This window comes from Antiquaquibacter soli (genome assembly GCF_030580675.1).
GTDB classification, from domain to species: domain Bacteria; phylum Actinomycetota; class Actinomycetes; order Actinomycetales; family Microbacteriaceae; genus Rhodoglobus; species Rhodoglobus soli.
Genome location: NZ_JAUQUB010000006.1, coordinates 67,332 through 79,470 on the forward strand (window position 1 = coordinate 67,332; position 12,139 = coordinate 79,470).

7 protein-coding genes are annotated in these 12,139 nt (G+C 68.6%); 6 read left to right on the forward strand and 1 reads right to left on the reverse strand.

All coding sequences use genetic code 11. The features are described from left to right. Positions 1 to 54: 54 nt before the first annotated feature. Together Q5716_RS15015 and Q5716_RS15020 are read left to right on the forward strand one after the other, a co-directional pair. Positions 55 to 1,107, forward strand: coding sequence for a LacI family DNA-binding transcriptional regulator (locus tag Q5716_RS15015; RefSeq protein WP_305003967.1), 1,053 nt, complete (start codon positions 55 to 57; stop codon positions 1,105 to 1,107). Positions 1,108 to 1,321: 214 nt separating this feature from the next. Further along, on the forward strand, positions 1,322 to 4,372 hold the full coding sequence (locus tag Q5716_RS15020; RefSeq protein WP_305003968.1) for an NPCBM/NEW2 domain-containing protein: 3,051 nt from the start codon (positions 1,322 to 1,324) through the stop codon (positions 4,370 to 4,372). Here Q5716_RS15020 and Q5716_RS15025 read toward each other — a convergent pair. Beyond that, positions 4,369 to 5,313, reverse strand: coding sequence for a helix-turn-helix domain-containing protein (locus Q5716_RS15025; RefSeq protein WP_305003969.1), 945 nt, complete (start codon positions 5,311 to 5,313; stop codon positions 4,369 to 4,371). The two genes, Q5716_RS15020 and Q5716_RS15025, sit on opposite strands and share 4 nt — an antisense overlap. A gap of 167 nt (positions 5,314 to 5,480) precedes the next feature. On the opposite strand from Q5716_RS15025, the gene Q5716_RS15030 reads away from it, so the two are divergent. The 4 genes from Q5716_RS15030 to Q5716_RS15045 all read left to right on the forward strand — a co-directional run bounded on the left by Q5716_RS15030 (position 5,481) and on the right by Q5716_RS15045 (position 12,030). After that, on the forward strand, positions 5,481 to 6,380 hold the full coding sequence (locus Q5716_RS15030; RefSeq protein WP_305003970.1) for a hypothetical protein: 900 nt from the start codon (positions 5,481 to 5,483) through the stop codon (positions 6,378 to 6,380). Continuing rightward, on the forward strand, positions 6,377 to 8,341 hold the full coding sequence (locus Q5716_RS15035; RefSeq protein WP_305003971.1) for a M13 family metallopeptidase: 1,965 nt from the start codon (positions 6,377 to 6,379) through the stop codon (positions 8,339 to 8,341). The genes Q5716_RS15030 and Q5716_RS15035 overlap by 4 nt, the downstream gene beginning before the upstream one ends. Beyond that, positions 8,335 to 9,243: a serine hydrolase gene (locus Q5716_RS15040; protein WP_434056623.1), complete on the forward strand. Its 909-nt coding sequence runs from the start codon at positions 8,335 to 8,337 to the stop codon at positions 9,241 to 9,243. The genes Q5716_RS15035 and Q5716_RS15040 overlap by 7 nt, the downstream gene beginning before the upstream one ends. Before the next feature lie 483 nt (positions 9,244 to 9,726). Next, positions 9,727 to 12,030 carry an LAVTG motif-containing sortase-dependent surface protein gene (locus tag Q5716_RS15045; protein WP_305003973.1) on the forward strand — a complete coding sequence of 768 codons (2,304 nt, stop codon included), beginning with the start codon at positions 9,727 to 9,729 and terminating at the stop codon, positions 12,028 to 12,030. The last annotated feature ends 109 nt before the right edge of the window (positions 12,031 to 12,139 follow it).

A 12,139-nucleotide genomic window follows, 5' to 3' on the forward strand; every position in this document is an offset into this window, starting at 1 on the left:
CTCGGCGACTATCGAATCGATTCGACCGAATCGATTCGACTAAGCTACCAAGCCATGACGACCGCGGCAACCCAGCGACCCACCCTCGCCGCCGTCGCGGCGCGGGCAGGGGTGTCGGCGTCGACGGCGTCGCTCGCCTTCAGCGGCGCCGGACCCGTCTCCGAGGCCACCCGCGCCCGCGTGCTCGCCGCCGCCGAGGAGCTCGGCTACGCCGGCCCCGACCCGCGCGCGCAGTCGCTGCGCAAGGGGCGCTCGGGCATCATCGGCGTCGTCATGGAGGACCGACTCCAGTACGCGTTCAGCGACCCCGTCAACGTCGCCGTGCTGGAGGGCGTCGCCGACGAGCTCGGCCCCGCGGGCTTCGCCCTGCTGCTGCTCACCGACACCGCCGAGTCGGTGGCCGGCATTGCGCTCGCCCCCATGGACGGTGTCATCCTCATCGGCTGCAGCCGCGACCTCGACGTGCCGGTGACGGCGTTCCGCCAGCGCGGAATCGCGATCGTCGCCATCGAGGCGGAGCCGCTCGAGGGCGTCGTGCACATCGACCTCGACAATCGGGAGGCGACCGCAGCGGGCGCGCGCCACTTGCGCGAGCTCGGGCATGAGCGGGTCGGTCTCGTCACCCTTCCCCTCGGCTCGGCACACGAGACCCAGCCGCTGTCGGACGGGCTCATCGAGGGCAGCAACGTGCACACGACGATCCAGCGCATCCGCGGCGCTCGCGACGTCTTCCCCGACGCGCCGGGCGTGGTAGCCGCGGGCTTCTCCGCCGAGGAAGGGCTCGCCGCAGGCCGTGACCTGCTCGCGTCGCATCCCGAGATCACCGCCGTCATCGCCCAGAGCGACCTGCTCGCGCTGGGGGTGATCCGTGCGGCCGAGGAGGCCGGGATGCGGGTGCCGAACGACCTCAGCGTGCTCGGTTTCGACGGCATCCGCCTCGACGGCACCACCCACCACGATCTGACGACGCTCGTGCAGCCCTCCGTGGAGAAGGGTCGCGCCGCGGGGCGTGCCGCCGTCGCGCTCGTCGAGGGCGGGGATGCCCGGGGCGAGTCCTTCTCCAGCGAATTGCACCTCGGCTCGACGACGGCTCCGCCGCGCGCCTGACGGGCGGCGGCCCCTTCTGCTCGTTTCTCCGAGGTAACAGATGCCCGGCACCACCCAGCGGCACGCCCGATTCGTGAGTATGAGTACCGGAACCTGACAACTACGTATCACTCGCCGGGGCGCTTCACCACAGCCCCTCGAGAGGTCACCCACCTGTTCCTAGAGTGTGCAACCAATCGCCCCCGCCCCGGGGGCGCGAAGAGGAAGTGCACCGATGCCACGTCACCCCCTCGGGGTGCGGGCCCTAGTGGCTTCACTGGCCTGTATCGCAGTGACCCTGAGCCTGCTGACCTCCCCCACTACCCCCGCCGCCAGCGCCGACTCTCCCCTGCAGTCGGTCGATCCGAATGGCGATATTCCCTGCCTCGAGGCGACACCTGCAGTCTTCAAGGCGCTCGACTGCAAGGGCAATGTGATCAATCGCTATTCGCTGCCCGATTCGGTCGTCCCGCCCCGATTCGGCAGCAACGTGACGCCAAACTGCCAGCCGACCAGGCCGATGCCGATCGTCTCCGTCTTCGGCGGTGTCGAGATGGGGGTCGGGACCTCGACGTCGAAGACGAAGGGAAGCGCGGAGGAGCACACCAAGGGATTCGCCATCACGTTCAGTGTTGACAACAAGCCGGGCGGAGTTGGCGGAGGAGTTGCGGTGACCTTCAACTACGCCAACACGCAAGTCACGTCGTACTCCGAGACCGAGGAACGAGCACTCACGAGCAACTACTCCGTCCGGGAGACGCAGCAGATGTCCGTTCCGCCCTATCACTGGGGCTTCCTGGCCTTCAAGCCGCAGTACTCGGTGACAGAGGTGCTCTGGACGTGGAAGGAGCCCTCCCTTCTCGCCGTCGACAGCACGGCGCGAGCGTCCGGAGTGCAATACCTCCAGATCCCGAAAGAGCGGGAGGGGAACGTGTACCAGCCCAACTCACCGCTCGTGCCGCAAGGAACCTGGATCCCGGTCTCGATTCCGATGACCCCCGCGGAGATCGATGTGTGTGCTTCGGGCAAGATCCCCGTGGCGCCCGACCAGCTCAGTAGCAACAGCCTCCTGGCGCCCGGAGGCGTTCAGTCCCTGGTTGGCCTCCCGGTGGTTGCCGAGTCCGCTCCCGTTCAGAGTCCAGTACTCCGGGATCACGTCGGGACGCCGAAGCGGCTCATCGACAATCCTGCACTGGCGACCGGGTACGACCCCCAGAAGGGCACCGTCACTCTCGGCGCGGTCGAAGCGAAGTCGATGCAGCTGACCGGCACCAGTCAAATCGCGTACTTCGTTGGAGACAACTGCTCGCGCTTCCGAGCCCGCATCGGGTACGGAGCGAACATGCTGGTCGCCAAGAACGGAGTCTCCCGGGACGAGTTCTCGGTCTCCGTCGGTCGCGGGGTGGATGGGTCGATCGCCACAAGCCAGACTCTCCTGAGCCAGGTGGTACCGGCTGCTGCCCCCGACCGGCCCTCTACGCGATCGGAGCTGCAGAGCGAGATCGACGTGGCTCTGCCCGCAGGGTCTGAGTTCCTGATCCTCACGGTCACGGCGACGCCGGGCAGCCGCGCCACGTCGTCGAGCGCGCTGCCCGGGGTCATCCTCGCCAATCCGACGCTCGAGTGCTCAACCACCTCCGACACCTACAGCTCGCTCCTGACGAGCTTCTACCAGGACCCGGTGGAGACGGTGACCGCCGACATGGCGGGCACGGATGCTGAAATCGCTGCCGATCCCGTCCGCTACCTCAAGCCGACATCGGTGACCAACGGTCCCACGTGCCAGAACCAGCAGGGACCGTCAGGCGAGAAGCTGCCGCTTCCGCGCCTCAATGTGGCGTGCTCGGATCGACCGTTGAACATTGCCGGCACGCAGTACGACAGCGGCGTGGGGGTGCACGCCGACTCGACAGTGACGTGGGATGTCCCGGCAAACTGCTACGCCGTCAAGTTCGGTGTCGGCTACGACTCGTACTTCGACAGCTATCGCGATCCGTGGGGACGAATCATCCGCGGCACTCAACGGGTGGCGGCGTCCATCGCGCCTTACGGCGACAATCACACGCTCGGCGCGCCGACGTCAGTTGGCCCGCAGATTACCCTCTACGGGGACGGAAGCAGCGGCGTCCAATGGTTTGAATCGAAGGCTCTGGGCTCCGGCCCGCGGCAGTTGACGATCTCGATCACGAGCGATCAGGGCATCAACTACCAAGCACTCGTCAACATTGTGAACCCCACGCTCACGTGCGTGCACCAGGGGTCCACGATCGCGACTCTCTCCCCGCCGCGGCCATCGCGCATCCAGGGCCTGGTCGAGGTGGCGAATGCGGACTGGCTGCGGTCCAGTGGATTCTGGGGTCCGGTGGAGAAGAACCAGTCCAATGGCGAGAAACCCGAGGGGGATGGTCGTCCAGTCACGGCCGACCCGGGCAAGCCGGCGATGGCTGTTGGCGGCGTGTCGGGCTGGTCGTCGGGTATCGGGATGGTTCCACCGCCGTGGAAGCAGGGTGAGGCGCAAGTCGAAGTGTCCACGCTCGGCGGGGCGTGCACCAGCTTCTCGGCCTGGGTGGGCATCGACGACGAGATGGGACGGTGGGGCAGCGCCCAGTTCATCGTCTACGCCGACGGAAAGCCTGTTGCGACCAGCCCGGTGATGCGAGGAGGCAATGCTCCTTACTTCCTGTCGGCGGACATCACGGGCGCGGTTCACGTCATGCTCGCCGTCAACAATGGCGGGGACAATCAAGACGCTGATCATGCCGACTGGCTCGAGCCGCGGCTGTTCTGCGAGAAGCAGGTCACGGCGCTCACCGAGTTCGCCGTCTCGGCGATGAACTGGGAGGGCCCCGGCGTCAGCTACTGGGGACCGGTGGAGCGCAACATGAGCCTCGGCGAACAGCCCGCAGGCGACGGTCGACCCATCTCGCTCGGCGCGATGACCGGGTGGAAGACGGGGCTCGGTATGGCACCCGGTGGGGGACCAGGCCAGGATGCCTCGGTCACGATCCCGACAGGCGGTTCCTGCGAGGCTGTGACGGCCTGGGTTGGCGTCGATGACGAGGTTCGTGAGAACTGGGACAACTGGCGGGGCTCCGTCGTGTTCCAGATCTGGGCGGACGACACCCTGGTGGCGACCTCGACACGACTCGTCAGTGGCGATCAGCCGCAGTTCCTCTCCGGGATCGTCACGGGCGCCCAGAGGGTGCGGCTGGTGGCGACGAACGCCGGCGACGGTAATGCCTGGGACCACGCCGACTGGGCTGACCCGACGCTGTACTGCCGCTAGCGGACGGAAGGGAGTACCGGGCGCTGTTCCTCGGGCAGCGCCCGGTACTCCCGCGGGGTCATCCCGACGACCGCGCGGAACTGGCGGTTGAAGTTGGCGAGGTTGCGGTAGCCGACCGCGGAGCCGATCGTCGCCACCGGGCTCGTGGTGGTGGCGAGCAGTCGGCAGGCGTTCGCGATGCGGAGCCGTCGCACGAGGTCGGTGAAGGTGTGGCCGCTCGCGCGCTTGAAGTACCGCGAGAACGTCGGCTCCGACATGCGGGAGAGCTGGGCGGCCTCCGCCATGCTCACGTCGCCGGCGAAGTTCTCCAGGATGTACTGCAGCCCGGCCTCAGCGGCCGCGCCATCCCGAACCGTTTCGATGGCCGGGAACTGCTCGATCGTGAGGTATTCGAGGTCGTGGTCGGGCGCCTCCGCGAGCACCGACAGCAGGGAGAAGAAGTGGGCGAGCCGATGGCTGCCGGATGACGAGCCCACCGCCTCGATCTCGGCCGCGGCGAGCCGCGCGGTGCGCCCTCCGAACACGATGCCCCGGCGTGATGCCGAGAGGATCGTCAGAGCATCCGAGGCCTCGGGCAGCAGTGCGACGCACCGGTCGATCCAGCCCTGGTCGAATTGGATGACGGCGTCGCGCCGCGCGATGACCTCGCCGGGGGCGACGTCGCTCATCCAATCGTGCGGGAGCTCGGGACCGATGAGAGCGACGTGCCCCGCGGAGAACTCGCCGACGTGGTCGCCGATGAGGTAGCTCCCCGACCCCCGACGGATCAGGTGGATCTCGTACTCCGGGTGATAGCGCCATCGGGAGTACGCGCTCGGGTAGTCGTGCTCGATGTAGCGGATGGACTCCCCGGGCGTCCGGGGGGTCAACTCGCGGATCGGGCCGCTGCGGGGGCTCCGTGCAAGGGTGGCGAACGGGAGCGAGGCGTGTGCTTGTGGCATGGCACCGGCACCCTATCCGGCGGAGAGAGGCCGAGCCGGTCCGGGGCGACGTCTGTGGATAAGTCGTCTGGCCGATTTCGCGCGCTGTATCTTCGCCCCATGTCCGCCAAGTGGGGGACACCGGCGACCGCACGCCAGCACGATTACCCGATAGTGCGGAGGACGCGGTGCACCACTGTTCCCTGTTCGATGACTCGGAGCCCGGCGAGCGGCGCCAGGCGCTGCAGGTCGAGCTCGAGGCCGTTCCCGAGCTCTGGCGCGCCACCCTTGCCGTGCCGGGGGAGGGCCACCTGCTGCGCTCCCCGGGACAGCGGATGCTCGTGCTCGGCGCGGGGCCCCTCGTGCACGTCGCGCGCGCCTTCGCCGACCTCCGCGAGGTGCACCAGCACGGTCCGACGGACGCGCAGCAGGCAGGCGACCCCCGTATCTGGCGCGACTGGGACCACGTGGTCGCGATCTCCCGCGACGGCGCCGAGCCGGAGCTGCTCCACGCCCTGCGGCACCTGCCGCCCCGAGTCCGCCGCACCGCCGTGACGACCGGCGAGCATTCCCGAGTGGCTCCGCTCGTCGACGACGTCGTCGCGATCGCGGCGACGGGAGGCATCGTCTCCTTCGAGTCGGCGACCCTGGTGCGAGTGCGGCAGGCGCTCGGCGCCGACCTGACGGCGCTGCCCGCGCTCGCCGCATCCGTGCTCGCCGGCGACGTGCCCGTGACCGCCCCCGGCGTCGACCACCTCCTCGTCGTCGGCAGCGGATGGACGGCCGCGCTCGCGGCGCGCGCTGCCCAGTCGGTCGCGGCCGTCGCCGGCTTCCGTGCCGAGGCCTACACCCAGCGCGACGTGCGCCACGGGGCGGCGCAGCACGCGGGCGCGTCGACGCTCGTGTGGTTCCTCGGAGCGACGCCTCCCGAACTGGTCGACGCGGTTCCGAAGGGCGCGGTGATCGTCGCGAGCGGCCGCGACCCCCTCATCGACTACCTCGAGCTGCAGCGCTTGGCCGTCCAGGCCCGGGCAGGCGAGCCTCCGCCCCTGCGTCGTCGGGACCTCGCCTCTAGGCTGGTTGCATGAGCGACAGCCCCCTCACGTCCGGCATCCACCTCGACGAGCTCGAGCCGAGCATCCGCCCTCAGGACGACCTGTTCCGCCACGTCAACTCGCGCTGGATCGAGCGAACCGAGATCCCGAGCGACAAGGCCCGCTACGGCTCCTTCTACCTCCTCGCGGAGGAGGCCGAGAAGGCGGTGCGCGACATCATCATGGAGTCGCAGTCGGCGGACCCGGGAACGGAGGCGCGCAAGGTCGGCGACCTGTACGCGAGCTTCATGGACGAGGCCCGCATCCAGGCGCTCGGCTCCGAGCCCATCCAGCCGCTCCTCGCCGAGGTCGCGAAGGTCGACTCCATCCCGTCGCTCCTGGCGACGCTCGGCCGCCTCGAGCGCGGCGGGTCCACCGGCGTCTTCCAGGTCTTCGTCGACAACGATCCGGGCCAGCCGGAGCGCTACCTCGTCTTCCTCGAGCAGGGCGGCATCGGCCTGCCGGACGAGTCGTACTTCCGCGAGGAGAAGTTCGCCTCGATCCGCGCGGAGTACGCGGTGTTCCTCGAGCGGATGCTCTCACTCGCCGGCCTCGACGATGCCGCGGCACGGGCATCCCGCATCGTCGCCCTGGAGACCGAGATCGCGAGCCACCACTGGGACAACGTCGCGAGCCGCGACTCTGAGAAGACCTACAACCCGATGCTGTGGGACGCCGCGAACGCGCTCGTCGGCGAGGTCGACATGGATGTCTGGCTCAACGCCCTCGGCGTGCCCGAGCACTCCTTCGACGAGGTCGTCGTCCGCCAGCCGAGCTTCATGCAGGGCCTGGAGTCGACGCTGCGGGAGGAGAACCTGGATGCCTGGCGCGACTGGCTCGCGTGGCAGGTCATCCGCTCCAACGCGGCGTACCTGAGCAAGGACTTCGTGGAGACCAACTTCGGCTTCTACGGCCGCACCCTCACCGGCACCCCGGAGCTGCGGGCTCGGTGGAAGCGCGGCGTCTCGCTCGTGGAGGGGGCGCTCGGCGAGGCCGTCGGCCGCATCTACGTCGAGCGCCACTTCCCGGCGTCGGCGAAGGAGGCGATGGACGTGCTCGTCGCGAACCTCGTCGAGGCGTACCGCCAGAGCATCCTCACCCTCGACTGGATGGGGCCGGAGACCCGCGAGCGGGCGATCGACAAGCTCGAGAAGTTCACTCCGAAGATCGGCTTCCCGTCGAAGTGGCGCGACTACTCGAGCCTGACGATCGACGCCGCCGACCTCATCGGCAATGTGCGCGCGACCAACGAGTTCGAGTTCCAGCGCGAGCTCGGCAAGATCGGCAAGCCGCTCGACCGCGACGAATGGTTCATGACGCCGCAGACGATCAACGCCTACTACAACCCGGGCTTCAACGAGATCGTGTTCCCGGCGGCGATCCTGCAGTTCCCCTTCTTCGACGAGACCCGGGATGCCGCGGCGAACTACGGTGCCATCGGCGCGGTCATCGGGCACGAGATCGGTCACGGCTTCGACGATCAGGGTTCGAAGTACGACGGCGACGGCCGCCTCACCGACTGGTGGACGCCGGAGGACCGGGCCGCGTTCGAGGAGCGCACGTCGGCGCTCATCGAGCAGTACAACGCGCTCGCCCCGAAGCAGGTTCCCGACCACCACGTCAACGGCGCGCTCACGATCGGCGAGAACATCGGCGACCTCGGGGGCCTCGGCATCGCGTGGAAGGCGTACCTGATCTCGCTCGGCGGGCAGGAGCCGCCCGTCATCGACGGGCTCACCGGGGCGGAGCGGTTCTTCCTGTCGTGGGCTCAGGCGTGGCAGCTCAAGGCGCGCGACGAGGAGGTCATCCGGCTGCTGTCGATCGACCCGCACTCGCCGAACGAGTTCCGCTGCAACCAGATCGTTCGCAATATCGACGAGTTCTATGGCACCTTTGGTGTGACCGAATCCGATGCTCTCTGGTTGGACCCGAAGGACCGCGTCACTATTTGGTAGAGATCGCCCGCACTCGCGAACGCTGGGAGCGCGTGCGCACGCCTCGAGCGGCGCGCCACTCCGGGGCCGGAGACGCCGAGAACTTCTCCGGCACCTTCGCCGCGCTCGGGCGCATCGCCTACGAGGGCGCCCGCGTCTCCGCGAGCGCGGTCGACATCAACTCGGGCCGGACGCTCCTCGCGATCGACGACCGCATCGTGCTCCCGACGGCGAGCATCGGCAAGATCCTGCTGCTCATCGAGGTGTCGGCTCGGCTCACCTCCCGGGATTTCTCCGGCTACGGCATCCTCGACAAGACGGCGCGCGACGCGGTCGGCGACTCGGGCATCTGGCAGCACCTGCAGGCGCCGTCGCTGCCCGTCGCCGACCTTGCCGCGCTCGTCGGCGGCACGAGCGACAACCTCGCCACCAACGTGCTGCTGCGGCAGGTGGGCCTCGCCGCGGTGCGGGCGCGCACCGAGTCGCTCGGCCTCGCGAGGACGGCCCTGCTCGATCTGGTGCGCGACAGCCGCGGTCCGGATGATGCGCCCCAGCTCTCGGTCGGCTCGACCGCCGAGCTCAGCTGGCTGTTCGCCGCCCTCGCGCGCAACGAGATCGTGGACCCGCTCACGAGCCAGCGCGTGATGGGGTGGCTGTCGCTCAACAGCGACCTGTCGATGGTCGCGAGCGCGTTCGGACTCGACCCCTTATCGCACCGCGGCACCGACCACGGCACCCTGCTCGTCAACAAGACGGGGACCGATGTCGGGGTGCGCGCCGAGGCGGGTGCCCTGCGAGGCACCTCCCGCGCGGTCTCGTACGCGGTCTCCGTGCAGTTCAACGACGACGGGCTGCCTGCGCGCTTGCGGGTGCTGGAGGCGATGCGCACCGTCGGCCTCGACCTCCTCGAGTACGTGCACTGACCCGGCCCGCCGCCGCCGCGGGAGCTCCGCCCGCCGCTCCCCCCTCCGCAGCCCGACCGTTCCCGTCCCGTCCCGCCCCCTTTCCGAAACGACGGAGGTCCGGCGGATGCCACGCGGCCCCGCCGCGGGATGACGCGGCTCCGGGCATCCGACCCCGCCGCACCTCCGTCGTTTCGGAGGCGTGCACAGCTCCCCGGTATATCGAGTAAAGAACAACATTCACCAAGCTCTTGTCCGCCGTTTGGGGGACTGGTATCGTGACGCCGTCACCAGAGCGATCGGCCCCCGAACCGTCGCTATCCCGACTGGTGAGAAGAAGAAGGTGATACCCCCCAGCCCGGGGCGGACCCGAAAGCCGCCTCCGAGCATCCCCCGTAAAACAGTCGCGCAACCCGAAGCGCGGCCGCACCACCGCTTACCCGAGCCCCGCGACCGCAGTCGTTTCATCCTGCGCGCCTGCCTACCCGAAAGCAGACGCTAACCATGTTCAAGAAAGCCCTGGCCGGTCTCGCGACCGTGGCCCTGGCGCTCGGGATGGTCGCCCTCACCGCGACCTCCGCGAGCGCCCATCACAACGACATCGTCCCGACGATCTCCTGTACGGACGACTATCAGTTCCAGGTCGACTGGGCGGTCTCGAACTCCGAGTCGCTCACCGAGACCATTACTGCCTCGAGCGACACCGCCCTCGTCCCTGTCGGCACGACCTTCGGCAACAAGGAGACCAAGGTCTTCACCGAATACTTCGCCACCCCCACCGCGAAGACGCTGACGCTGTCGGCGAAGTGGTCGAACAACAACACCAACACCAGCAGCGGGTCGATCAAGAAGAACAGCTTCCCGAACTGCGAGCCCAACCACGTGCCCGTCACGATCTGCCACGCCACGCCCCCGGACACGGCGGCCAACGGCTGGGAGGAGATCACGATCGACGACGACGCGATCGTCAAGAGCGGCCACAACGAGCAGCACAACGCGGACATCATCCCCGCGTTCGACTACTGGGAGAGCGTCGACGGCGTGTGGACGCTCAAGCACTTCGACGGCAAGAACCTGGGGACGAGCTTCTCCGGCATCCCCGGGTCGGACATCCTCGCAGCGGGATGCTCGTACACGACGACCCCCGCGATCCCGACGTTCTCCGGCCCCGTGTGCGACGCCCCCGGCGTGGTCGGCGACGGCAGCTACATCATCCCCAGCACCACGGGGGTGCGCTACGAGGTGAGCATCAACGGTGCCACCGCGGAGACCACTGCCGCAGGCACTTACTACGAGCCCGTCGGCACGACGATCGAGGTGTGGGCGTACGGCGATCCCGACTGGGTGGGCGTGAACGAGCCGACCTACTGGTCGTACACCGTTCCTGAGCGCGAGGACGACTGTATCTACGAGGCGACCCCGGTCGCCCCGACCGTGACCCCGATCGAGGAGTGCGACCAGTACGGCTCGGTCGTTCCTCAGCAGACCGAGGGCGTCGTCTACGAGTTCGTGCAGGGCGACGGCACCGAGGGCTACTGGCAGATCAAGGCCACCCCGGCGAACGGCTACAAGTTCGACGGCGACCAGGTGGTGTACTTCGACGGCAACGTGGGCGAGTACACCGAGTGCGTCACCCCGGTCGAGCCTGACTTCGTCGACTCCGAGTGCACCGGCCCCGGAACGCAGAGCGGCGGCTCGTACACGATCCCCGAGACCGAGGGCGTGCTCTACGAGGTGAAGATCGGTGACGAGCCGTGGGTGGAGGCGACCGCGGGCGACTACCCCGTGACCGTGTACCCGACGACCGTCCAGGTGCGGGCCTCCGCTGAGGACGGCTTCGAGCTCGTCGGCTACGACGAGCCGTGGAGCCACACCTTCCAGAGCGCCGGCGAGTGCCTGACGAAGGCGAGCCCGGTCGAGCCCGAGGTCGTCTCGATCACCGAGTGCGGCGAGTACGGCTCGGTCACCCCGGCCGAGACGCTGGGCGTGGTCTACACGCTCACCGCGGGCGACGGGAAGTCGGGCGCGTGGGAGATCACCGCGACTCCGGCGGAGGGCTACTACTTCGAGGGCGAGCAGGAGGTCGTGTACTCCGGCAACCTCGGTGTCTACACCGAGTGCGCCACGGCGGCCGACGTGACGTTCGCGAACGAGGAGTGCGTGCCCTTCGTGCAGGATGACGCGAGCGAGATCACTCCCGCCATCGTCGGCGACCTCGTCGAGGGCATGTTCGAGATCCCCGCGACCGAGGGCGTGCAGTACACCGTCAGCATCAACGGCGGCGACTTCGAGGACTACGAGGCGGGCAGCTACCCGGCCGAGAACGGCGACGTGGTCGTCGTTCAGGCCCACGCCAAGCCCGGTTTCACCCTCGAGGGCACGACCGAGTGGGAGCACACCTTCGTCCCGTACGAGGGCGAGTGCGACCCGCCCACCCTCGGTGAGGTCTTCCCGGCCGCATCCGCGACCAACCAGACCTGCACCGCGGCTGGCACGATCGTGCTGAAGCCGACCGAGCACGTCATCTACTCCATCGACGGGGTCGAGGTCGCGCAGGGCACCATCACCAAGTCGGCGGGCACCTACACGGTCACCGCGAAGACCGACTCGCCCCTCTGGGGTATCTTCGGCCCCACCGAGTGGGTGCTGACGATCACCGGAGCGGCCGGGCCGTGCGGTTCGAACGGGACGGGCCTCCTGGCCTCGACCGGCTCGTACCTGCCGATCATCGGCCTGTCGGCTGCGGCCGGCCTGGTCGTGATGGGCGGAGTCCTCCTGATCATGCGGCGCCGGACGGCGGCCGAGTAGGTCAGGACAACCAGACGGGAGCCCCGGCGCCGGGTAGCGTCGGGGCTCCTCCTGTTAAGTCGCAGACAGACCGTTCCGCACCCCCCGAATGGGGAGACTTGTCCCCCAA

Bases quoted from the DNA above. Each gene is read 5' to 3' on its own strand.
- Q5716_RS15015 (WP_305003967.1), top strand. From the start codon at position 55: ATGACGACCGCGGCAACCCAGCGACCCACCCTCGCCGCCGTCGCGGCG.
- Q5716_RS15020 (WP_305003968.1), top strand. From the start codon at position 1,322: ATGCCACGTCACCCCCTCGGGGTGCGGGCCCTAGTGGCTTCACTGGCC.
- Q5716_RS15025 (WP_305003969.1), bottom strand. From the start codon at position 5,313: ATGCCACAAGCACACGCCTCGCTCCCGTTCGCCACCCTTGCACGGAGC.
- Q5716_RS15035 (WP_305003971.1), top strand. From the start codon at position 6,377: ATGAGCGACAGCCCCCTCACGTCCGGCATCCACCTCGACGAGCTCGAG.
- Q5716_RS15045 (WP_305003973.1), top strand. From the start codon at position 9,727: ATGTTCAAGAAAGCCCTGGCCGGTCTCGCGACCGTGGCCCTGGCGCTC.